The 22,220-nt window shown below is 52.4% G+C and carries 20 protein-coding genes; 14 read left to right on the top strand and 6 right to left on the bottom strand.

Annotated elements, in window-relative coordinates; translation table 11 throughout:
* Positions 1-37: 37 nt before the first annotated feature.
* Together macB and macA are read right to left on the bottom strand one after the other, a co-directional pair.
* Positions 38-1,984, bottom strand: a complete 1,947-nt coding sequence (gene macB / locus LG381_RS18690) for a macrolide ABC transporter ATP-binding protein/permease MacB (protein WP_225762756.1) — start codon at positions 1,982-1,984, stop codon at positions 38-40.
* The gene (macA, locus tag LG381_RS18695) at positions 1,981-3,096 is read right to left on the bottom strand and encodes a macrolide transporter subunit MacA (protein ID WP_000797455.1); all 1,116 of its coding nucleotides are present in this window, start codon (positions 3,094-3,096) and stop codon (positions 1,981-1,983) included. The genes macB and macA overlap by 4 nt, the downstream gene beginning before the upstream one ends.
* Positions 3,097-3,246: 150 nt before the next feature.
* Between macA and LG381_RS18700 the strand changes: the two genes are divergently transcribed.
* Positions 3,247-4,203 (top strand): VirK/YbjX family protein, encoded by a 957-nt coding sequence (locus LG381_RS18700; RefSeq protein WP_137598424.1) that lies wholly within the window; start codon positions 3,247-3,249, stop codon positions 4,201-4,203.
* On the opposite strand, the gene LG381_RS18705 is transcribed toward LG381_RS18700, so the two are convergent.
* Positions 4,200-5,858 (bottom strand): ATP-dependent endonuclease, encoded by a 1,659-nt coding sequence (locus LG381_RS18705; RefSeq protein ID WP_000599824.1) that lies wholly within the window; start codon positions 5,856-5,858, stop codon positions 4,200-4,202. The genes LG381_RS18700 and LG381_RS18705 overlap by 4 nt on opposite strands.
* Before the next feature lie 423 nt (positions 5,859-6,281).
* Between LG381_RS18705 and aqpZ the strand changes: the two genes are divergently transcribed.
* The 4 genes from aqpZ (at position 6,282) to hcr (ending at position 11,128) form a co-directional block, all read left to right on the top strand.
* Complete coding sequence (aqpZ, locus tag LG381_RS18710) at positions 6,282-6,977, top strand: aquaporin Z (protein ID WP_010347562.1); 696 nt, start codon at positions 6,282-6,284, stop codon at positions 6,975-6,977.
* Between the two features lie 476 nt (positions 6,978-7,453).
* Positions 7,454-8,353, top strand: coding sequence for an L-lysine exporter LysO (gene lysO / locus LG381_RS18715; protein WP_065226467.1), 900 nt, complete (start codon positions 7,454-7,456; stop codon positions 8,351-8,353).
* A 142-nt stretch (positions 8,354-8,495) separates the two neighbouring features.
* Positions 8,496-10,148 (top strand): hydroxylamine reductase, encoded by a 1,653-nt coding sequence (hcp, locus tag LG381_RS18720; RefSeq protein WP_222680056.1) that lies wholly within the window; start codon positions 8,496-8,498, stop codon positions 10,146-10,148.
* Positions 10,149-10,159: 11 nt separating this feature from the next.
* Positions 10,160-11,128 carry an NADH oxidoreductase gene (hcr, locus tag LG381_RS18725; RefSeq protein ID WP_000178649.1) on the top strand — a complete coding sequence of 323 codons (969 nt, stop codon included), beginning with the start codon at positions 10,160-10,162 and terminating at the stop codon, positions 11,126-11,128.
* 42 nt (positions 11,129-11,170) lie between these two features.
* Here the strand turns inward: hcr and LG381_RS18730 are convergent, their stop codons facing one another.
* Positions 11,171-11,605, bottom strand: coding sequence for a DoxX family protein (locus LG381_RS18730; protein WP_000258529.1), 435 nt, complete (start codon positions 11,603-11,605; stop codon positions 11,171-11,173).
* Between the two features lie 151 nt (positions 11,606-11,756).
* Here LG381_RS18730 and poxB point away from each other — a divergent pair, with 151 nt between their 5' ends.
* The 4 genes from poxB to LG381_RS18750 all read left to right on the top strand — a co-directional run bounded on the left by poxB (position 11,757) and on the right by LG381_RS18750 (position 17,068).
* On the top strand, positions 11,757-13,475 hold the full coding sequence (gene poxB, locus LG381_RS18735; protein WP_225762757.1) for a ubiquinone-dependent pyruvate dehydrogenase: 1,719 nt from the start codon (positions 11,757-11,759) through the stop codon (positions 13,473-13,475).
* Between the two features lie 37 nt (positions 13,476-13,512).
* Positions 13,513-14,514, top strand: coding sequence for a low-specificity L-threonine aldolase (ltaE, locus tag LG381_RS18740; RefSeq protein ID WP_225762758.1), 1,002 nt, complete (start codon positions 13,513-13,515; stop codon positions 14,512-14,514).
* A gap of 10 nt (positions 14,515-14,524) precedes the next feature.
* Positions 14,525-15,955, top strand: coding sequence for a DUF2867 domain-containing protein (locus LG381_RS18745; RefSeq protein WP_001136568.1), 1,431 nt, complete (start codon positions 14,525-14,527; stop codon positions 15,953-15,955).
* 99 nt (positions 15,956-16,054) lie between these two features.
* Positions 16,055-17,068 carry an NAD(P)-dependent oxidoreductase gene (locus tag LG381_RS18750; protein ID WP_024191085.1) on the top strand — a complete coding sequence of 338 codons (1,014 nt, stop codon included), beginning with the start codon at positions 16,055-16,057 and terminating at the stop codon, positions 17,066-17,068.
* Here LG381_RS18750 and amiD read toward each other — a convergent pair.
* Both amiD and LG381_RS18760 read right to left on the bottom strand, forming a co-directional pair.
* Positions 17,065-17,895, bottom strand: coding sequence for an N-acetylmuramoyl-L-alanine amidase AmiD (gene amiD / locus LG381_RS18755; protein ID WP_001258029.1), 831 nt, complete (start codon positions 17,893-17,895; stop codon positions 17,065-17,067). The genes LG381_RS18750 and amiD overlap by 4 nt on opposite strands.
* The gene (locus LG381_RS18760) at positions 17,892-18,215 is read right to left on the bottom strand and encodes a heavy metal-binding domain-containing protein (protein ID WP_001160737.1); all 324 of its coding nucleotides are present in this window, start codon (positions 18,213-18,215) and stop codon (positions 17,892-17,894) included. Before LG381_RS18760 ends, amiD begins: the two co-directional genes overlap by 4 nt.
* Before the next feature lie 125 nt (positions 18,216-18,340).
* Here LG381_RS18760 and LG381_RS18765 point away from each other — a divergent pair, with 125 nt between their 5' ends.
* The 5 genes from LG381_RS18765 to artM all read left to right on the top strand — a co-directional run bounded on the left by LG381_RS18765 (position 18,341) and on the right by artM (position 21,943).
* Positions 18,341-18,856 (top strand): lipoprotein, encoded by a 516-nt coding sequence (locus LG381_RS18765; protein WP_010347551.1) that lies wholly within the window; start codon positions 18,341-18,343, stop codon positions 18,854-18,856.
* Between the two features lie 217 nt (positions 18,857-19,073).
* Positions 19,074-19,802 carry an arginine ABC transporter ATP-binding protein ArtP gene (gene artP, locus LG381_RS18770; RefSeq protein ID WP_000027204.1) on the top strand — a complete coding sequence of 243 codons (729 nt, stop codon included), beginning with the start codon at positions 19,074-19,076 and terminating at the stop codon, positions 19,800-19,802.
* 18 nt (positions 19,803-19,820) lie between these two features.
* Positions 19,821-20,552 carry an arginine ABC transporter substrate-binding protein ArtI gene (gene artI, locus LG381_RS18775; protein WP_225762759.1) on the top strand — a complete coding sequence of 244 codons (732 nt, stop codon included), beginning with the start codon at positions 19,821-19,823 and terminating at the stop codon, positions 20,550-20,552.
* A gap of 6 nt (positions 20,553-20,558) precedes the next feature.
* A complete protein-coding gene (gene artQ / locus LG381_RS18780) occupies positions 20,559-21,275 on the top strand; it encodes an arginine ABC transporter permease ArtQ (RefSeq protein WP_001001682.1) in 717 nt (238 codons plus the stop codon).
* Positions 21,275-21,943, top strand: a complete 669-nt coding sequence (gene artM / locus LG381_RS18785) for an arginine ABC transporter permease ArtM (protein WP_000895401.1) — start codon at positions 21,275-21,277, stop codon at positions 21,941-21,943. The genes artQ and artM overlap by 1 nt, the downstream gene beginning before the upstream one ends.
* Positions 21,944-22,220 lie beyond the last annotated feature (277 nt).

Consider the following 22,220-nt stretch of genomic DNA (forward strand, 5'->3'; position numbering starts at 1 on the left):
ATGCCAGCCCGATCGGCTGGCATTTTTATCTCAAATACTACTCTCGCGCCAGAGCATCCACTGGATCCAGCCGTGCCGCATTTCTCGCAGGCAGCCAGCCGAATAAAATCCCGGTAATGGTCGAGCAAAGAAACGCCAGCAGCAGCGCCAACGGAGAAAAGCCAATTTCCCAGCCGGGTAAAAAAAGCTGCAAGGTGAAAGCGATTAACAGCGAAAGAGAGATCCCTAACGCGCCACCCACCAGACAAACCAGCACGGCTTCGATCAGAAACTGTTGCAGTACATCGCTGGCTCGCGCACCCACAGCCATGCGAATGCCAATTTCCCGCGTTCGCTCGGTCACTGACACCAGCATAATGTTCATTACACCAATGCCTCCAACCACCAGCGAAATCACCGCCACCAGCGTCAGAAACAGTTGTAAAGTACGTGTGGTCTTTTCGACGGTTTTCAAGACGCCGTCCATGTTCCAGGTGAAGAAATCCTTTTTGCCGTGACGCAGCGACAACAAACGCGTCAGTTGCTGTTCCGCCTCGGCGCTGTCAAAGCCTTCTTTCACTCTTACGGTAATTGAGTTAAACCACGACTGTCCCATAACTCGCCCGGACATCGTGCTGTAAGGCAACCACACGCGCAGCACTTTACTGCTACCAAACATCGACTGTTTTTCTTCCGCTACGCCGATGACCCTCGCTGGCATATTACCAACCAGAATCACCTCGCCAACCACATCCGCTTTATGCGGGAAAAGCTGACGGCGGGTATTACTGTCGAGAACGACGACCTGCGCGCGACCGTTGAGTTGCTCCTGATTAAAGGTGTTGCCTTCGCTGAAGGTCATGCCATAGACATTGAAATAATCGCCGCTCACGCCGTTGGCACTGGCAGCAACATCAACATTGTTATAACGCAGGCGCAGGTTTTGCGAGACAGCGGGGGTGGCAGAGGCGACCCACGGCTGTTTTTGAATAGCGATTAAGTCGTCGTATTTCAGCGCCTGTTGATATTGCGGATCGTCATCGCCAAAATCTTTCCCGGGATAGACATCAATAGTATTCGTACCAATAGAACGAATATCCGCCAGCACCATTTGTTTGGCGGCGTCGCCCACCACGACAATAGAAACCACCGACGCAATACCGATAATAATCCCCAGCATGGTCAGTAAAGTACGCATTTTATTCGCTGCCAGCGCCCGCCACGCCATCGTCAGTGCCTCGTTAAAACCGCTGACAAACTGCCGCCAGCCAGACGCCGTTTTGACTACAGGCTCCGTCCCGCCAGCAACATTCTCCTTTTCAATAGCGGGCGGATTGCGCACGATTTCGCCGTCGCGAATTTCGATCACCCGCTCGGCCTGAGCAGCGACCTGCGGATCGTGGGTGACAATAATCACCGTGTGCCCGCGATCGCGTAACTGATGCAGGATCGCCATGACCTCTTCGCCAGAATGGCTGTCCAGTGCGCCGGTCGGTTCATCGGCAAGGATCACCTGCCCGCCGTTCATCAATGCCCGCGCGATACTGACGCGCTGTTGCTGACCGCCGGAAAGCTGCGCAGGGTAATATTCTGTGCGGTCTTCCAGCCCCAGTCGTTGCAGTAACTCCTGGGCGCGCAGCAGTCGCTGTTTCCTCTCAAGACCGGCATAGACGGCGGGTACTTCAACGTTCTGCTCGGCGGTTAAATGCGAAAGCAAATGGTAACGCTGGAAAATAAAGCCAAAATGCTCGCGGCGCAGTTGCGCCAGCGCATCGGCGTCCAGTGTGGCAACATCCTGACCGGCAACGCGATAGGTGCCGCTGGTGGCTTTATCCAGGCAGCCGAGAATATTCATCAGGGTCGATTTACCAGAACCCGAAGCGCCGACAATCGCCACCATCTCACCGGCATAAATATCAAGGCTGATGCCCTTCAGCACCTCGACCTGCTCATCCCCAGCGGGATAGCTGCGGCGAATATCCTTCAATTCGAGCAAAGGCGTCATTGCGCAGCTCCTGGTTTGGCCTCACCAATCACCACTTCATCGCCCGCTTCCAGCCCTTTGACAATCTCAACATCGGTATCGTTACGTGCGCCAATCGTCACTTCACGCTCGCGTGTTTCACCATTACGCAACAATTTAACCTTATAACGATTATCACCAACCGGATCGCCTAACGCTGACAGAGGGATCGTCAGCACGTTTTTCACATCGGTGAGCTGAATATGAACCTGTGCGGTCATATCCAGTCGCAGCAAACCATTGGGGTTTGGGACTTCAAAACGGGCATAGTAGAAAATGGCGTCGTTAACCTTTTCCGGCGTCGGTAGCACGTCTTTAATCTGCCCTTCGTAGCGCGTCAGCGGATCGCCAAGCACCGTAAACCAGGCTTTTTGCCCCGGCTTCAGGTGAATGACGTCCGCTTCAGAAACCTGCGCTTTTACCAGCATGGTGCTCATATCCGCCAGCGTCAGAATGTTCGGTGCTTGTTGTGCGGCAATCACCGTCTGACCTTGCAGAGTGGTGATTTGCGTGACTTCCCCAGCCATCGGGGCAACGATGCGGGTGTAATCAAGATTGGTTTTAGCGGTGTCGAGAGAGGCCTGATTGCGCTTGATTTGCGCGTCAATAGTGCCGATTTGCGCCTGTTTCACAGCCATCTCCGTCGCGGCGGTGTCGAGATCCTGTTGTGAAACCGCCTGCGTTTGCGCCAGACGTTGTTGACGTGAATACGTCACCCGCGCCAGTTTCAACTCCGCTTCCGCCTGTTGCCGCTGCGCGCGCAGCTCCATCAGTGTTGCTTCCACTTCCTTGATCTGGTTTTCAGCCTGCTCAGGATCAATAACCCCTAAAAGCTGATCTTTTTTAACTTTATCGCCAATCGCCACCGACAGCGTTTTCAACTGACCGCTAACCTGCGCGCCCACGTCAACCTTACGCAGCGCGTCCAGCTTTCCGGTCGCCAGTACGCTTTGCTGCAAATCACCGGGGCGAACAATCAGTGTCTGATAAGTCGGCACGGGCGCGTTGAGAATTCTCCATAACGCAATCAGCCCGGCGATGACTATCACCAGCGCAATAACGTAACGTTTCTTCACGGTTCTCCGATTTTTCATAAATATTCTGAATACTCCATATGCCAATCCGGGTCATCAACTTCAACGAAATATCAACAAAACCCTAAAATTTACGTTAGTAATCACACTATTGATGTTTGGTTAAGATACGCAATGGTGAAATCGGCGTCATGTATAACCATTGATTTCATGAATATGTCGCAGCTAACTGAACGGTCCTTTACGCCATCTGAATCTCTCAGCAGCCTGTCTCTTTTTCTTAGTCTGGCACGCGGACAGTGTCGACCAGGTAAATTCTGGCACCGACGTAGCTTTCGTCAGAAATTTTTGCTGCGCTCGTTGATTATGCCGCGCTTAAGCGTTGAGTGGATGAACGAACTTTCCCATTGGCCTAATCTCAATACGCTGTTAACACGCCAGCCGCGACTGCCTGTTCGTCTGCATCGCCCTTACCTTGCCGCCAATCTTAGCCGTAAGCAATTACTCGAGGCGCTACGTTACCATTATGCATTGCTGCGTGCGTGTATGTCGGCAGAAGAATTCAGCTTATATTTGAATACCCCCGGCCTGCAACTGGCGAAGCTGGAAGGTAAAAATGGTGAGCCGTTCACGCTTGAGCTGACCATGATGATCTCAATGGATAAAGAAGGTGACAGCACAATCCTGTTCCGCAACAGTGAAGGTATTCCTCTGGCAGAGATCACTTTTACCCTGTGTGAATATCAAGGGAAAAGAACGATGTTTATTGGTGGACTGCAAGGTGCGAAATGGGAAATTCCGCATCAGGAAATTCAGAATGCGACGAAAGCCTGCCACGGGCTATTCCCAAAACGCCTCGTGATGGAAGCGGCCTGCCTGTTTGCCCAACGTTTGCAGGTAGAGCAAATCATTGCCGTCAGTAATGAAACGCATATTTACCGCAGCCTGCGTTATCGCGATAAAGAAGGCAAGATCCATGCAGATTACAACGCTTTCTGGGAATCGGTTGGCGGCGTATGTGATGCTGAACGCCATTACCGCCTTCCGGCACTGATAGCACGAAAAGAAGTTGCCGAAATCGCCAGTAAAAAACGAGCTGAATACCGTCGGCGCTATGAGATGCTCGACGCCATTCAGCCACAGATGGCAACGATGTTTCGCGGTTAATCTGCCCGACCGCGCGCCAGCCACAGCACGCGTGAGAACATTTTTTTCAGCAGCGTCGGTACGGATTCCACACCACGACGGCCGGCCTCCATTGCCACTTCGATGGCAAGATCGGGTTTGGAAGAGCGATGGATCGCCTTCGAGATAATTTTGCGCAGATTCATCGGCACATTTTCCGGGATCTGCGCCACGCGGTGGAACACATCGGAAAATCCCTGGCGATACATAAAATGTTCCATATCCAGCGCCGGTAACGCCGTTAAATGTTCTCGTTCAGCTTCCCGATCGTTATTCAACAGGCTGCGTACCGTAGCGGCATATTTCTTCCCTGCTTCATCGCCATCGACCAGTACATGCCATTCAATCCCCATTCGCCGGGCAAATTTAACCAGTGGCTTTAGCCCGGACTGGGCAAATTCAATGACCTTGATCCCTTCGGCATCGAAATGGTGTCCACACTGGCGCGCCAGTTCATTGATAACCCAGGTTTCTGTTTCCCCTTCCACCAGCAACCAGCAGCGAGCAAACAGCGATGACGGACGATTAAAACGAATATGAAAGGATATGCGTCGGCTATCTTCAGTACTCAAGCCACTCGGCCCCAGACGCCAGGCGGCAACGCGAGAAGATTCACGCACCAGTCGGCAAACATGCTCTACCGGCGTTAACGAAAGCAACTCACCCGAGTTGGTGGTGGCAATGCGCTGCAATGGCAGAAGATTCAACAGATGCCAGGCAACTGAAAGCATAATGGGGTGTAAACGGGTTTCTGGATCTTCTATCAGCAATAATGGACGGGCGTCTTTATCCAGCCGTAATGTACCTTTTGCCTGCAATAAAGTGGCAAACAGGCCGAGCAAAATAACCCTATACGAGCGACCTCCAGGCCGGTCAATCATCCGGTTGATGATATCCAGATATCGCCAGCTTCGTTGCTCATTGCTGGCTCGCCGCCGCATTAAACGATATCTCGCCTGTCCGGCTCCCTGCTCAGAGAAATAATGCTCAAGCAGTTGCACCATTGCCGAAAGTCCCTGACGAATCTGCCCATCAGAGAGATTTTGTGGATGCGAGGATAACTCACGGGCGAGGAAATCGAGCTGGCGTGCGGTGACTTCCACATTGGGGACATTTGGCACCGTGCCACTACGAATACGGCGCATAAAACGGGCATCACGCAAGCGCAGCACCGGCATTAAACGCACCAGATGGCGTGCCTGATCGTTAATATCCTCGACATCAATCGGATGTCCGTCTTTATCGAGAAAACTGCGGAGTGTCATCACACTGCCGTCTTCCGCACTCTCCCCTTCCAGGCGATAAAAAATACGGTGATAGCCATCGGCGCACGGCGTCCAGCACGCTTCCAGCGGACGATAGCGGCGCACCCGATGCCGGCCTGGCAGCGATTCGCGGAAGGTCAAAATGATATGCAGATGATGTTCCCGCCCATTGATATCTCCCGTCGGAAACCAGAAATCGTCGCGCTCAAAATGGTAGAGATCTGACTCTGGCGATAACAGCAGGGTTAAAGCGTCCAGCAAGCTGGATTTACCCCACGCGTTCTCCCCAATCAGGACATTGTTTTGTTCCAGCATCAACGATAAACGGTTGATACCGCGAAAACCCACAATTTCAACGCGCTCAAGAATCATATCCCCTCCAGAAATATGTTATTTATCTTCTACTCCGGCAGTATAACGAGAAAGACGGTGACAATACGTGATGACAGCACAATTAAGCATGGCAAATGACTGAAAAATGAGCGAATAATTGTGTTATATACCCTCTTAACGATCCCCCCGAAAAAACAACAAAATCAAATAATTAGCTTATGAATTATTTTTGTTACCACCAAAGGCTTAATTCAGTTGTTTGCACTACAATGTCAATCAGGCAAATGACTATATGAGGGAACTGACTATTGCCCTAAATCAAAATTACTGGATTTATTTATCTGGCGAATGACTCGCCTTCGTTTTTAAAATACCCACGCATTATTTCTGTCGTCACTTTTTTACGACGACCCTATAAAACGACCATATTTTTCACAGGGTCAATTTTTAATTGAGGTGGATATGTTCAGAAAATTAGCAGCTGAATGTTTTGGTACTTTCTGGCTTGTATTTGGTGGCTGCGGTAGCGCAGTGCTGGCAGCAGCGTTCCCGGAATTAGGCATTGGTTTTGCTGGTGTCGCGCTGGCTTTTGGTCTGACCGTACTGACCATGGCCTTCGCTGTCGGTCATATTTCTGGTGGTCATTTTAACCCGGCGGTCACTATTGGTTTATGGGCAGGCGGTCGTTTCCCGGCAAAAGAAGTCGTTGGCTATGTGATTGCCCAGGTTGTCGGCGGTATTGTGGCGGCGGCATTGCTGTATTTAATTGCCAGCGGCAAAGCTGGATTTGACGCGGCAGCCAGCGGTTTTGCTTCTAACGGTTATGGCGAGCATTCACCGGGCGGTTATTCCATGCTTTCTGCACTGGTGGTTGAACTGGTACTGAGTGCGGGTTTCCTGCTGGTGATCCACGGTGCAACCGACAAATACGCTCCGGCGGGTTTTGCACCCATTGCCATTGGTCTGGCATTAACACTGATTCACTTAATCAGTATTCCGGTGACTAACACTTCCGTTAACCCGGCGCGCAGTACTGCGGTTGCTATCTTCCAGGGCGGTTGGGCATTAGAACAACTGTGGTTCTTCTGGGTGGTGCCAATTGTCGGCGGTATTATCGGTGGTCTGATTTACCGTACTCTGCTGGAAAAGCGTGATTAATTAGCATTGGCATTTTATCTGCCCTGATTGTTTTATCTTCGACGTTACAAACCGCACGGGTGTTGGTGGCGTCAAAATCGCTGAAGCGTTCCCCGAAGGCCGGGGTAGCCCACATGGATGTGGGCTGAGGGCGCGTCTTACAGGGACGTTACCTCGCGCCCGACCCGGTAGCCGAAGGGGATAAGCTGAAGGCACCGCGCAGCGGCGATTTTGTTCGCCAGAGCCCGGGGGTGCAGGGGGCGGCGGCGACTGGCCGCCCCCTGCGCGCTCCTTGCACCAGTGGCTTTATATGGCATTGCACATGAAAGGAGTGCAACAATGTTAAGCTCTCAAATAGAATGACGAGATCTTTAAGCTCAACGCAGTCCCCTTCTTGTGCATAACATTTCCTTTTAATTGCAACTTTACTCGTCCTTCCGCTTTCAGTAGTGTGTCATCGCGCATTTCGACTTCATCTTTGCAAGGACTGGGTTTTCATGTTTTCTGGGCTGTTAATCATTCTGGTTCCCCTGATTGTGGGTTACCTCATTCCTCTTCGCCAAAAAGCTGCATTAAGAGTTATTAATCAGCTATTAAGCTGGATGGTTTACCTTATTCTCTTTTTTATGGGTATCAGTCTGGCGTTTCTCGATAACCTCGCCAGTAACCTGTTGGCGATTCTGCATTATTCTGCCGTCAGTATTACCGTTATTTTACTGTGTAATATTGCCGCCCTTATGTGGCTGGAGCGCGGTTTGCCGTGGCGTAATCACCATCAGCAAGAAAAACTCCCGTCACGTATTGCGATGGCGCTGGAGTCGCTAAAACTGTGCGGCGTAGTCGTAATTGGTTTTGCCATTGGCCTTAGCGGATTAGGTTTCTTACAACACGCCACTGAAGCCAGCGAATACACCTTAATTCTGTTACTTTTTCTCGTCGGTATTCAGCTACGCAATAATGGCATGACCTTAAAGCAGATTGTCCTTAATCGCCGGGGAATGATTGTCGCTGTAGTGGTGGTTGCCAGTTCTTTAATTGGTGGCTTAATTAACGCCTTTATTCTTGATCTCCCCATCAATACCGCGCTGGCAATGGCCTCCGGTTTCGGCTGGTATTCTCTTTCCGGTATTTTGTTGACCGAATCTTTTGGGCCAGTAATCGGAAGCGCGGCGTTTTTTAATGATCTGGCTCGTGAGCTAATCGCCATTATGTTAATCCCCGGTCTTATCCGTCGCAGTCGCTCAACGGCACTGGGTTTGTGCGGTGCCACATCAATGGATTTCACCCTGCCCGTGCTTCAGCGGACAGGCGGGCTGGAGATGGTTCCAGCGGCGATTGTTCACGGTTTTATTCTTAGTCTGTTAGTGCCGATTCTGATCGCCCTTTTCTCTGCGTAATACCTCTCTGGCGGTAGATCCCTGCCGCCAAAATTGCGCTAAATCAATCTCCCTTAAAGTTGCATGAAAAACCCCTTTTATCCCGTCTTGAAGAGTCTTAATCTTAAACATGTATATTAAATATAACTTTAAAGGTGTGATCATGTTTTGTGTGCAATGTGAACAAACTATCCGTACTCCGGCAGGAAACGGCTGCTCATACGCGCAGGGGATGTGTGGTAAAACGGCGGAAACCTCTGACCTTCAGGATTTACTCATCGCGGCGCTGCAAGGGCTTTCAGCCTGGGCGGTTAAAGCGCGTGAATACGGCATCATCAACCACGATGTAGACAGCTTTGCGCCACGCGCATTTTTCTCAACCCTGACCAACGTTAACTTCGATTCTCCGCGTATTGTCGGCTACGCTCGTGAAGCGATTGCCCTGCGTGAGGCGCTGAAAGCACAATGCCTGGTTGTAGATGCCAACGCCCACGTCGATAATCCGATGGCGGACTTACAACTGGCGAGCGACGATCTCGGCGAACTGCAACGTCAGGCAGCAGAATTTACTCCGAACAAAGATAAAGCGGCGATTGGCGAAAACATTCTCGGCCTGCGTCTGCTCTGCCTGTATGGCCTGAAAGGTGCGGCGGCCTATATGGAACACGCACACGTTCTCGGTCAATACGACAACGATATTTACGCCCAGTACCATAAAATCATGGCATGGCTGGGGACGTGGCCTTCCGATATGAACGCACTTCTCGAATGTTCAATGGAAATCGGTCAGATGAACTTCAAAGTGATGAGCATTCTGGATGCAGGCGAAACCGGTAAATATGGTCACCCGACGCCAACTCAGGTCAACGTGAAAGCGACGGCGGGTAAATGCATCCTGATTTCCGGTCACGATCTCAAAGATCTCTACAACCTGCTGGAACAGACCGAAGGCACGGGCGTTAACGTCTACACCCACGGCGAAATGCTGCCAGCGCATGGCTATCCGGAACTGCGTAAATTCAAACATCTGGTCGGTAACTATGGCAGCGGCTGGCAGAATCAACAAGTTGAGTTCGCTCGCTTCCCTGGTCCCATCGTGATGACCTCTAACTGCATCATCGACCCAACCGTGGGCGCTTATGACGATCGTATCTGGACCCGCAGTATTGTTGGCTGGCCGGGTGTACGTCATCTGGATGGCGAAGATTTCTCTGCGGTTATCGCCCAGGCGCAACAAATGGCGGGCTTCCCGTACAGCGAAATTCCGCACCTGATCACTGTGGGCTTTGGTCGCCAGACGCTGCTTGGCGCGGCGGATACGCTGATTGATCTGGTCAGCCGCGAAAAACTGCGTCATATCTTCCTGCTTGGCGGCTGTGACGGCGCACGCGGCGAACGTCACTACTTCACCGATTTCGCCACCAGCGTGCCGGATGACTGCCTGATCCTGACCCTCGCCTGTGGTAAATATCGCTTTAACAAACTTGAGTTTGGCGATATCGAAGGTCTGCCGCGTCTGGTGGATGCCGGTCAGTGTAACGATGCATACTCGGCGATTATTCTGGCGGTAACGCTGGCAGAAAAACTGGGCTGCGGTGTCAACGATCTGCCGTTGTCGCTGGTGCTCTCCTGGTTTGAACAGAAAGCGATTGTCATTCTGCTGACACTGCTTTCTCTGGGCGTGAAAAATATCGTCACCGGCCCGACTGCACCTGGCTTCCTGACCCCAGACCTGCTGGCGGTGCTGAATGAGAAATTCGGCCTGCGTTCTATCACCACTGTTGAAGAAGACATGAAGCAACTGTTGAGCGCGTAAGGAGTTTGTCGATGACGATGCCAACGAATCAATGCCCGTGGCGGATGCAGGTTCATCACATTAAGCAAGAAACGCCGGATGTGTGGACGATTTCCCTGATTTGCCACGATTACTATCCGTATCGCGCCGGGCAATATGCGCTGGTCAGCGTGCGAAACTCAGCCGAAACGCTGCGTGCTTATACCATCTCTTCCACACCTGGTGTGAGTGAATACATCACCCTGACCGTGCGGCGGATTGATGACGGTGTCGGTTCCCAGTGGTTGACCCGCGAAGTGAAACGCGGTGACTATCTCTGGCTTTCGGACGCGATGGGGGAATTTACCTGCGACGATAAATCTGAAGATAAATTCCTGTTACTGGCGGCCGGCTGCGGCGTCACGCCGATTATGTCGATGCGTCGCTGGCTGGCGAAAAATCGTCCGCAGGCAGATGTACAGGTGATCTACAACGTGCGTACGCCGCAGGACGTCATTTTCGCCGATGAGTGGCGTAATTATCCGGTGACGCTGGTGGCAGAAAATAACGTCAGTGAGGGCTTTATCGCTGGGCGTCTCACTCGTGAACTGTTGGCAAGCGTTCCTGACCTGGCTTCGCGTACTGTGATGACCTGTGGCCCGGCGCCGTATATGGATTGGGTGGAACAGGAAGTGAAGACGCTTGGCGTGACACGTTTCTTTAAAGAGAAATTCTTTACGCCAGTGGCGGAAGCGGCGACCAGCGGTCTGAAATTCACCAAACTGCAACCGGCGCAAGAATTTTACGCACCGGTTGGCACCACGCTGCTGGAGGCGCTGGAAAGCAACAAAGTTCCGGTTGTCGCCGCCTGCCGTGCGGGTGTTTGCGGCTGCTGTAAGACAAAAGTGGTTTCCGGTGAATATACGGTGAGCAGCACCATGACGCTGACCGACGCCGAAATCGCTGAAGGTTACGTACTGGCGTGTTCATGTCATCCGCAGGGGGATATGGTGCTCGCCTAAAGTTTAATGCCCGGCAAACTTAGCCGGGCATTTTTTAAGGAATTATCGCCAGGCAGAATTACCCGCCACGGCATAACGTCCGGCACCAAGAAAAGCGACGGCGAGAGCTGCAATAAAGAAATAAACCAGGCTTTCAATCGCCCAGGCTCCGGTTTTATCCAGCATCCCTGTTTTTCCCATTCCCACCATCAACCACGCCACGACCATTGTCAGGGCGATAACCAATGCGGCAGGTCGCGTCAAAATACCGAATATAATCAATATCGGCGCAACCACTTCCCCAATCAGTACGCCGTAGGCAATAAAGCCAGGAAAACCTTTTGCAACCAGCATTCCACTAATACCGTCAATTCCGGCAAATAACTTATGTATCCCGTGGAAAAGCATCAATCCTCCCACCGCCAGGCGTAACAATAATTTGCCAAAATCCTCATGCGTCAGCATCCGGTTCACTGCATTTAACATTGGTGTAACCATCTGAATTAACTCCTTTTATCGTAAAAATGCCATTCGCATCAGCCTTGGCGATTCCCGGATTAAAAGCAACAGAAATATCAGTATTCAGCCAGCGCAACAGGCAGCATCTACTAAACTTGTTACCGTTATCACATTCAGGAGACGGAGAACCATGAAACAAACGGTTGCAGCTTATATCGCCAAAACTCTCGAATCGGCAGGCGTGAAACGCATCTGGGGAGTCACGGGTGACTCTCTGAACGGTCTTAGCGACAGTCTTAATCGCATGGGCACTATCGAGTGGATGCCGACTCGCCATGAAGAAGTCGCGGCCTTTGCCGCTGGCGCTGAAGCCCAGCTTTCGGGAGAACTGGCGGTCTGTGCCGGATCGTGCGGCCCCGGCAACCTGCACTTAATCAACGGCCTGTTCGATTGTCATCGTAATCACGTTCCGGTACTGGCGATTGCCGCCCACATCCCTTCCAGCGAAATTGGCAGCGGCTATTTCCAGGAGACCCACCCGCAAGAGTTATTCCGCGAATGTAGTCACTATTGCGAGCTGGTTTCCAGCCCGGAGCAGATCCCACAAGTGCTGGCGATTGCCATGCGCAAAGCGGTGCTTAACCGTGGCGTTTCCGTTGTCGTTTTACCGGGCGACGTGGCGTTAAAACCTGCGCCAGAAGGGGCGACCTCGCACTGGTATCATGCGCCACAGCCGGTAGTCACACCGGAAGAAGAAGAGTTACGCAAACTGGCGCAACTGCTGCGTTACTCCAGCAATATCGCCCTGATGTGCGGCAGCGGCTGTGCGGGGGCGCATAAAGAGTTAGTCGAGTTTGCCGGAAAAATTAAAGCGCCAATCGTCCATGCCCTGCGCGGTAAAGAACATGTCGAATACGACAATCCGTATGATGTCGGAATGACGGGATTAATCGGCTTCTCGTCAGGTTTTCATACGATGATGAACGCCGACACGTTAGTGCTGCTCGGCACCCAGTTCCCCTACCGCGCGTTCTACCCGACCGATGCCAAAATTATTCAGATTGATATCAACCCAGCGAGCATTGGCGCACACAGCAAGGTGGATATGGCACTGGTCGGCGATATCAAAGCGACTCTGCGTGCATTGCTGCCGCTGGTGGAAGAAAAAACCGATCGCAAGTTCCTCGATAAGGCGCTGGAAGATTACCGCGATGCCCGCAAAGGGCTGGACGATTTAGCTAAACCGAGCGAGAAAGCCATTCATCCACAATATCTGGCGCAGCAAATTAGCCATTTTGCTGCCGATGACGCCATCTTTACCTGTGACGTCGGCACGCCAACAGTATGGGCAGCGCGTTATCTGAAAATGAACGGCAAGCGTCGCCTGTTGGGTTCGTTTAACCACGGTTCAATGGCTAATGCTATGCCACAGGCGCTGGGGGCGCAGGCAACAGAGCCAGAACGTCAGGTGGTCGCCATGTGCGGCGATGGCGGTTTCAGCATGTTGATGGGCGATTTCCTCTCAGTAGTGCAGATGAAACTGCCGGTGAAAATTATCGTCTTTAATAACAGCGTACTGGGCTTTGTGGCGATGGAGATGAAAGCCGGAGGCTACCTGACTGACGGCACCGAACTGCACGACACCAACTTTGCCCGCATTGCCGAAGCGTGCGGTATTACGGGTATCCGCGTAGAAAAAGCCTCTGAAATCGATGAAGCTCTGCAACGCGCCTTCTCCATCGACGGCCCGGTGCTGGTGGATGTGGTGGTTGCCAAAGAAGAATTAGCCATTCCGCCGCAAATCAAACTTGAACAGGCCAAAGGATTTAGCCTGTATATGCTGCGGGCGATCATCAGCGGACGCGGTGATGAAGTGATCGAACTGGCGAAAACGAACTGGCTAAGGTAAAAAGGGTGGCATTTCCCGTCATAAATAAGGACATGCCATGATTGATTTACGCAGTGATACCGTAACCCGACCGAGCCGCGCCATGCTCGAAGCGATGATGGCCGCCCCGGTAGGGGACGACGTTTACGGAGACGACCCTACCGTTAATGCTTTGCAGGACTACGCCGCAGAGCTTTCCGGTAAAGAAGCCGCCATCTTTCTGCCGACCGGCACCCAGGCTAACCTGGTCGCTCTGCTCAGTCACTGCGAACGCGGCGAAGAGTATATTGTCGGTCAGGCCGCGCATAATTATCTGTTTGAAGCTGGTGGTGCGGCGGTGCTGGGCAGTATTCAGCCGCAACCTATCGACGCAGACGCCAACGGCACGCTGCCACTGGATAAAGTGGCGATGAAAATCAAACCTGACGATATCCACTTCGCCCGCACCAAATTACTCAGTCTGGAAAACACCCACAACGGCAAAGTGCTGCCGCGTGAATACCTGAAAGAAGCATGGGAATTTACCCGCGAGCGCAATCTGGCGCTACACGTTGACGGCGCGCGCATCTTTAATGCCGTAGTGGCTTACGGCTGCGAACTGAAAGAGATCACGCAATATTGTGATTCGTTCACCATTTGTCTGTCGAAAGGTCTTGGTACGCCAGTCGGTTCGTTACTGGTCGGCAATCGTGATTATATTAAACGCGCCATCCGCTGGCGGAAAATGACCGGCGGCGGGATGCGCCAGTCCGGCATTCTGGCTGCCGCCGGGATGTATGCGCTGAAAAACAACGTTGCACGGTTGCAGGAAGACCACGACAACGCCGCCTGGATGGCGGAGCAGTTGCGTGAAGCAGGCGCGGATGTGATGCGTCAGGACACTAATATGCTGTTTGTCCGCGTCGGGGAAGAAAAAGCTGCCGCGTTAGGTGAATACATGAAAGCGCGAAACGTACTGATCAACGCCTCGCCGATTGTCCGCCTGGTGACGCATCTTGACGTCTCGCGCGAACAACTGGCGGAAGTCGCCGCCCACTGGCGCGCATTCCTGGCGCGTTAAGGAGAGAGACGTGCCGCAACGCATTTTAGTTCTCGGTGCCAGTGGCTACATTGGTCAGCATCTGGTGCGCACACTCAGCCAGCAGGGGCATCAGATCCTGGCGGCGGCACGTCACGTCGACAGACTTTCGAAGCTGCAACTGGCTAATGTCAGTTGCCATAAAGTCGATCTTAGCTGGCCGGATAACCTACCGGCACTATTGCAGGATATCGATACCGTCTATTTTCTGGTGCACAGCATGGGCGAAGGCGGCGATTTTATCGCGCAGGAGCGCCAGGTGGCTCTCAACGTCCGCGATGCGCTGCGCAAAGTGCCGGTTAAGCAATTAATCTTCCTCAGTTCACTGCAAGCCCCGCCACATGAGCAGTCAGACCATCTGCGCGCCCGTCAGGCTACGGCGGACATTCTTCGTGAAGCGGGTGTCCCGGTGACCGAATTGCGTGCCGGAATTATCGTTGGCGCAGGTTCAGCGGCGTTCGAAGTCATGCGCGATATGGTATACAACCTGCCGGTGCTAACCCCGCCGCGCTGGGTTCGTTCACGCACCACACCCATCGCGCTGGAAAACCTGCTGCACTATCTGGTGGCGCTGTTAGATCATCCGGCCAGCGAACACCGCATATTCGAAGCTGCCGGACCAGAGGTGCTCAGTTATCAACAACAATTTGAACATTTTATGACCGTAAGCGGTAAGCGCCGCTGGTTGATCCCCATCCCCTTTCCCACCCGCTGGATTTCGGTATGGTTTCTCAATGTGATTACTTCCGTACCGCCCACCACCGCCAAAGCGTTGATTCAGGGGCTGAAACACGATCTGTTAGCAGATGACACCGCGTTACGTGCACTCATTCCACAACCGCTGATCGCTTTCGATGATGCGGTACGTAGCACGTTGAAAGAGGAAGAAAAACTGGTCAACTCCAGCGACTGGGGATACGACGCTCAGGCCTTTGCCCGCTGGCGACCAGAATACGGTTATTTCGCCAAACAGGCGGGGTTTACCGTTAAAACTTCCGCCAGCCTTCAGGCTTTATGGCAGGTGGTGAATCAAATCGGCGGTAAAGAGCGTTATTTCTTTGGCAATATTTTGTGGCAGACCCGGGCGCTAATGGATCGCGCGATAGGTCACAAACTGGCGAAAGGTCGCCCCGCACGGGAATATCTGCAAACAGGCGATGCGGTGGATAGCTGGAAAGTGATTATCGTCGAACCGGAAAAACAACTTACCCTGTTATTTGGCATGAAAGCGCCGGGGCTGGGAAGACTGTGTTTTACTCTGGAAGATAAAGGCGACTATCGCACTATTGATGTACGCGCCTTCTGGCATCCTCACGGTATGCCAGGGTTGTTTTACTGGCTACTGATGATCCCAGCGCATCTGTTTATTTTTCGCGGCATGGCAAAACGAATCGCCAGACTTGCAGAACAAAGCACAGATTAATCGAAAAAAACCTGCGTTATTCTTTCACGTTTCCCATTGCATCAAGGAGGAAATCACGGAAGAATGCGCTCGTCGTTTTATCAACAACAGTGGAATGATATGAAGGTACTGGTTACCGGCGCCACCAGCGGTTTAGGTCGAAACGCGGTTGAGTTTTTATGCCGGAAAGGCATCAGTGTGAGAGCAACCGGTCGCAACGAAGCGATGGGCAAATTGCTGGAAAAAATAGGTGCAGAGTTTGTCCATGCGGATCTGACTGAGCTGGTCTCATCGCAGGCGAAGGTGATGCTCGCAGGCATTGATACACTGTGGCACTGTTCCAGCTTTACCTCGCCATGGGGAACGCAGCAGGCTTTCGATCTGGCAAACGTTCGTGCCACTCGCCGCCTGGGCGAATGGGCTGTCGCCTGGGGTGTACGTAACTTTATTCATATCTCTTCACCCTCCCTGTACTTCGACTATCACCACCATCGCGATATCAAAGAAGATTTTCGCCCTCACCGCTTCGCCAACGAATTTGCCCGCAGCAAAGCCGCCAGCGAAGAGGTGATCAATATGCTTTCGCAGACCAACCCACAAACGCGCTTTACTATTCTGCGCCCACAAAGTCTGTTCGGCCCGCACGATAAAGTTTTTATTCCCCGTCTGGCGCATATGATGCACCACTACGGCAGCATCCTGTTACCCCACGGTGGCAGCGCGCTGGTCGATATGACCTACTATGAAAATGCCGTGCACGCTATGTGGCTGGCGAGTCAGGAAGCGTGCGATAAGTTGCCTTCTGGTCGTACATACAACATTACCAACGGCGAACATCGCACTCTGCGCAGCATCGTGCAGAAACTGATCGACGAACTGAACATTGATTGCCGTATCCGGTCGGTGCCTTACCCGATGCTGGATATGATTGCCCGCAGTATGGAGCGTTTAGGACGCAAGTCAGCAAAAGAGCCGCCGCTGACCCATTACGGCGTCTCCAAGTTGAATTTTGACTTTACGCTGGATATTACGCGTGCGCAGGAAGAGTTAGGTTATCAGCCGATCATCACGCTAAATGAAGGTATTGAGCAAACTGCCGCCTGGCTGCGCGACCACGGAAAACTGCCGCGCTAATCCTGACCGTATTTCTCCAGCAACGCTTCGACAATCGCCTGAGTTTCTGCATCCGCTTCGCCGTTATATAACGTCGGGCGGAAATGCATCTGAAACGCCATAATCACTCGCTGCTGTTCGCGCGGCGTCATTTCAGGTTTTACGTCATAGCCGTAGCGTGCCAAAAGCTCAAGCAACGATGCGGTTTCTACCGGCGTGTGGGGCGCGCGCCCGGCCAGATAAAAGCTAACGCGCGATGCATCCGGCCAGGCACCAATCCCCTGCTGCGCCAGTTGCTGCCACGGGAACAGTGGACCAGGATCGTCTTTGCGCTGTGGGGCAATATCCGCATGTGCCACTACGTTTTCTGGTTTGATGTGATAGCGGGCGATAATATCTTTCGCCAGTGGAATGAGCGCCTGAATTTGCGCTGGTTCAAACGGCGTAAAATATTTCATCCCCGCTGATTTCTGCCAGCCGCGATTTTCCAGCTCAATGCCAATAGAGGTATCGTTAATCCGCGTCGCCCCGCGCCAGGCGCTAATCCCCGCGTGCCAGGCCAGTTCTTGTTCCGGCACCAGTTGCCAGATACGCGGTTTGCCGTTGAAACGCGGCGGCACGGCTGGCACCAGGTAGTGCGAGCTGACTTTTTTATCGGTCAGCGTCGCCAGCGACGTGTCGAAATCATCCGCCGTGTAGTGGATCACCAGCACTTTAATGCGCGGATACGCCGCCTGCGCCTGGCGTCGGGTATCGAGTTGGTATCCCTCTTTCTCGACAATGCCTTTTTCGCCTGCACACCCTGCCAGTAACAGGATCGCCGCAACCAGCCAGAAAACGCTTCTCATCGACGTGTTTTCACCGCCGTTCCGCTGACGCTGACCATCAGCATACTGCCGTTTTGCCCGACAGTTTCGTAGTCGATATCAATGCCAACCACTGCGTCCGCTCCCAGCGCCCGTGCCTGGGAGCCTAATTCTTCAAACGCAATCTCCCGGGCTTTGCGCAGTTCCTTTTCGTAAGCCCCTGAACGACCGCCGACGATATCGCGGATACCGGCAAAGAAATCACGAAAAATATTGGCGCCTAAAATCGCTTCGCCCGTCACCACACCGCAATATTCAACGATGGTCTGACCTTCAAGTGTTGGGGTTGTGGAAAATTGCATGATCGATCTCCTTGTTTGCTAAGCCTTCGATCTCAAAAGCATTATCGGACTGATACGCTATTATTGAAAGGATATCATTATTATCGTAGAACGCTTTCAAGGTGTTCGCTTATAAGGAAATCATTATGCGCTACAGCAAATTGACCATGCTTATCCCTTGCGCACTGTTACTCAGTGCTTGCACCACCGTCACGCCAGCCTATAAAGACAACGGCTCCCGCACAGGTTCTTGCGTCCAGGGCGGCCCTGACAGCGTGGCTCAGCAATTCTATGACTACCGTATTCAGCATCGCAGTAACGACATTACCGCTCTGCGTCCGTACTTGAGTGACAAACTGGCGGCACTGCTCAGTGATGCCAGCCGCGATAACAACCAACGCGAATTGTTAAGCAGCGATCCCTTCTCCAGTCGTACCACCTTGCCAGACAGCGCCCGCGTCGCCAGTGCTTCTACCATCCCGAATCGCGATGCACGTAATATTCCGCTGCGCGTGGATCTGAAACAAGGCGACCAGAGCTGGCAGGATGAGGTGCTGATGATTCAGGAAGGCCAGTGTTGGGTCATCGACGATGTGCGCTATTTAGGTGGCAGCGTTCACGCCAAAGCGGGGACATTACGCCAGTCCATTGAGAATCGTTAATCCCTTGATTAGATTATAACCCCCATAAATTGTCCGGCATTCTGAGAGGAATGCCGACATTTATGCTCGCCGAACAACGCCCCCGTTATTTTGTGCTATGTTTATTGAATAATGCGCTTTGCTTTTAACTTTTAAAGCAGAAATATTGCATAATTATTCTGTCAAAGGTACTATCTTCGACCTCAATAGCTATCAGACTGCCAGTATACGAGTGTCAATGAGTATTCAATTAAACGGCATTAATTGCTTCTACGGCGCACATCAGGCGCTGTTCGATATCACGCTGGATTGCCCGCAGGGCGAAACGCTGGTGTTACTTGGCCCCAGCGGCGCGGGGAAAAGCTCGCTGCTGCGTGTACTCAATCTGCTTGAGATGCCGCGCTCCGGTACGCTCAACATTGCAGGCAACCATTTCGATTTCACCAAAACACCGTCAGACAAAGCGATTCGCGACCTGCGTCGCAACGTCGGCATGGTGTTTCAGCAATACAATCTGTGGCCGCATCTCACCGTACAGCAAAACCTGATCGAAGCGCCATGCCGCGTACTCGGCTTGAGTAAAGATCAGGCGCTGGCTCGTGCAGAAAAACTGCTGGAGCGTCTGCGTCTCAAACCTTATAGCGATCGTTACCCGCTGCACCTTTCTGGTGGTCAGCAACAACGTGTTGCTATTGCCCGTGCGCTGATGATGGAGCCGCAGGTACTGCTGTTTGATGAACCGACCGCCGCGCTGGATCCGGAAATTACGGCACAAATCGTCAGCATCATTCGTGAGCTGGCGGAGACCAATATTACCCAGGTGATCGTCACCCACGAAGTTGAAGTGGCGCGTAAAACCGCCAGCCGTGTGGTGTATATGGAAAACGGTCACATCGTTGAACAAGGCGACGCGCGCTGCTTTACCGAGCCGCAAACCGAAGCATTTAAAAACTATCTCTCTCACTAAAGATTCGGGATAACGACAATGAAAAAAGTTCTGATTGCCGCGTTAATTGCAGGTTTTAGTCTTTCCGCCACAGCTGCCGAAACCATTCGTTTTGCTACCGAAGCCTCCTATCCTCCGTTTGAATCTATAGACGCGAATAACCAGATCGTCGGTTTTGACGTCGACCTCGCACAGGCGCTGTGTAAAGAGATTGATGCAACCTGTACTTTCTCCAACCAGGCATTTGACAGCCTGATCCCGAGTCTGAAATTCCGCCGTGTGGACGCCGTTATGGCGGGTATGGATATCACTCCAGAGCGCGAAAAACAGGTGCTGTTCACCACCCCGTACTATGACAACTCCGCCCTGTTTGTGGGTCAGCAAGGTAAATACATCAGCGTTGATCAGCTGAAAGGCAAGAAAGTCGGTGTGCAGAACGGGACGACACACCAAAAATTCATTATGGATAAGCATCCGGAAATCACCACAGTTCCGTATGACAGCTACCAGAACGCAAAACTGGATCTGCAAAACGGGCGTATCGACGGTGTATTCGGTGACACCGCAGTAGTAACCGAATGGCTGAAAGATAACCCGAAACTGGCGGCAGTGGGCGACAAAGTGACCGATAAAGATTACTTCGGTACTGGCCTCGGCATCGCAGTACGTCAGGGCAACACTGAACTGCAGCAGAAATTTAATACTGCGCTGGAAAAAGTGAAGAAAGATGGCACTTACGAAACCATCTACAACAAATGGTTCCAGAAGTAATTCCTGATGAATGAATTTTTTCCTTTAGCAAGCGCCGCCGGGATGACCGTCGGCCTTGCCGTTTGTGCATTGATTGTCGGACTGGCGCTGGCGATGTTCTTTGCAGTATGGGAGTCAGCAAAATGGCGCCCTGTTGCGTGGGCAGGTTCGGCGCTGGTGACGATTCTGCGCGGCCTGCCAGAAATTCTGGTGGTGCTGTTTATCTATTTTGGCTCCTCGCAGTTACTGCTGACGCTTGCGGATGGCTTCACCATCAATCTTGGGATTGTAGAGATCCCGGTGCAGATGCAGATTGAAAACTTCGATGTCAGTCCGTTCCTTTGCGGTGTTATCGCTCTGTCACTGCTGTATGCCGCTTATGCTTCGCAAACTCTGCGTGGCGCACTGAAAGCGGTGCCGGTGGGTCAGTGGGAATCGGGTCAGGCGCTGGGGCTGTCGAAATCGGCTATCTTTTTCCGTCTGGTGATGCCGCAGATGTGGCGTCATGCGCTGCCTGGTCTCGGCAACCAGTGGCTGGTACTGCTGAAAGATACCGCGCTGGTCAGTTTGATTAGTGTGAATGATTTAATGCTGCAAACCAAAAGCATCGCCACCCGTACCCAGGAACCGTTCACCTGGTACATTGTGGCGGCGGCGATTTACCTGGTGATTACCCTGTTGAGCCAGTACATTCTCAAACGCATTGACCTGCGCGCGACACGTTTTGAGCGGAGACCTGGCTGATGCTTGAGTATTTACCCGAACTGATGAAAGGGCTGCATACCAGCCTGACCCTGACGGTTGCCTCGCTGATTGTGGCGCTGATTCTGGCGTTGATTTTTACCATCATCCTGACGCTAAAAACGCCGGTGCTGGTGTGGCTGGTGCGTGGTTATATCACGCTGTTTACCGGTACACCGCTGCTGGTGCAAATCTTCCTGATTTACTACGGACCAGGTCAGTTCCCGACGTTGCAGGAGTATCCGGCGCTGTGGCATTTGCTGTCGGAACCGTGGCTGTGTGCGCTAATTGCATTGTCGCTGAACAGTGCGGCGTATACCACGCAGCTGTTTTACGGGGCGATTCGCGCGATCCCGGAAGGTCAATGGCAGTCCTGTAGCGCGCTGGGAATGAGCAAAAAAGATACGCTGGCGATCCTTCTGCCGTATGCCTTTAAACGCTCGCTCTCGTCTTATTCCAACGAAGTGGTGCTGGTGTTCAAAAGTACCTCTCTGGCATACACCATTACGCTAATGGAAGTGATGGGCTACAGCCAGTTACTGTACGGACGCACCTACGACGTAATGGTGTTTGGCGCGGCGGGGATTATTTACCTCGTCGTCAACGGCCTGCTGACGCTGATGATGCGTCTGATTGAGCGTAAAGCACTGGCATTTGAACGTCGGAATTAATGTGACTGCGTACACATTCGCCGGGGGGTTTTGTAGGTCTGAGAAGACGTGCCAGCGTCGCATCAGACACCTGCACGGTGCCTGTGCCGGATGCGGCGTAAACGCCTTACCCGGCCCACATAGTGCATAAATCCTTATAATGAAGACGGACAACCCACTAAGTTGTCCGTCTTTTTTTATCCCTCACAAACTATTTAATCATATTTATTGCATATAAATTCATTTGATGGCATTGTAAATCCATGCCGCAGACACGGCTAATAATCATAAGATTGAC

The organism is Escherichia sp. Marseille-Q3837 (assembly GCF_916618735.1).
GTDB classification, from domain to species: Bacteria; Pseudomonadota; Gammaproteobacteria; order Enterobacterales; family Enterobacteriaceae; genus Escherichia; species Escherichia ruysiae.

Excerpts from the sequence above, each read along its gene's own strand:
- macB (WP_225762756.1), bottom strand. The coding sequence starts at position 1,984 with ATGACGCCTTTGCTCGAATTGAAGGATATTCGCCGCAGCTATCCCGCT.
- macA (WP_000797455.1), bottom strand. The coding sequence starts at position 3,096 with ATGAAAAATCGGAGAACCGTGAAGAAACGTTACGTTATTGCGCTGGTG.
- LG381_RS18700 (WP_137598424.1), top strand. The coding sequence starts at position 3,247 with ATGAATATGTCGCAGCTAACTGAACGGTCCTTTACGCCATCTGAATCT.
- LG381_RS18705 (WP_000599824.1), bottom strand. The coding sequence starts at position 5,858 with ATGATTCTTGAGCGCGTTGAAATTGTGGGTTTTCGCGGTATCAACCGT.
- aqpZ (WP_010347562.1), top strand. The coding sequence starts at position 6,282 with ATGTTCAGAAAATTAGCAGCTGAATGTTTTGGTACTTTCTGGCTTGTA.
- lysO (WP_065226467.1), top strand. The coding sequence starts at position 7,454 with ATGTTTTCTGGGCTGTTAATCATTCTGGTTCCCCTGATTGTGGGTTAC.
- hcp (WP_222680056.1), top strand. The coding sequence starts at position 8,496 with ATGTTTTGTGTGCAATGTGAACAAACTATCCGTACTCCGGCAGGAAAC.
- hcr (WP_000178649.1), top strand. The coding sequence starts at position 10,160 with ATGACGATGCCAACGAATCAATGCCCGTGGCGGATGCAGGTTCATCAC.
- LG381_RS18730 (WP_000258529.1), bottom strand. The coding sequence starts at position 11,605 with ATGGTTACACCAATGTTAAATGCAGTGAACCGGATGCTGACGCATGAG.
- poxB (WP_225762757.1), top strand. The coding sequence starts at position 11,757 with ATGAAACAAACGGTTGCAGCTTATATCGCCAAAACTCTCGAATCGGCA.
- ltaE (WP_225762758.1), top strand. The coding sequence starts at position 13,513 with ATGATTGATTTACGCAGTGATACCGTAACCCGACCGAGCCGCGCCATG.
- LG381_RS18750 (WP_024191085.1), top strand. The coding sequence starts at position 16,055 with ATGAAGGTACTGGTTACCGGCGCCACCAGCGGTTTAGGTCGAAACGCG.
- amiD (WP_001258029.1), bottom strand. The coding sequence starts at position 17,895 with ATGAGAAGCGTTTTCTGGCTGGTTGCGGCGATCCTGTTACTGGCAGGG.
- LG381_RS18760 (WP_001160737.1), bottom strand. The coding sequence starts at position 18,215 with ATGCAATTTTCCACAACCCCAACACTTGAAGGTCAGACCATCGTTGAA.
- LG381_RS18765 (WP_010347551.1), top strand. The coding sequence starts at position 18,341 with ATGCGCTACAGCAAATTGACCATGCTTATCCCTTGCGCACTGTTACTC.
- artP (WP_000027204.1), top strand. The coding sequence starts at position 19,074 with ATGAGTATTCAATTAAACGGCATTAATTGCTTCTACGGCGCACATCAG.
- artI (WP_225762759.1), top strand. The coding sequence starts at position 19,821 with ATGAAAAAAGTTCTGATTGCCGCGTTAATTGCAGGTTTTAGTCTTTCC.
- artQ (WP_001001682.1), top strand. The coding sequence starts at position 20,559 with ATGAATGAATTTTTTCCTTTAGCAAGCGCCGCCGGGATGACCGTCGGC.
- artM (WP_000895401.1), top strand. The coding sequence starts at position 21,275 with ATGCTTGAGTATTTACCCGAACTGATGAAAGGGCTGCATACCAGCCTG.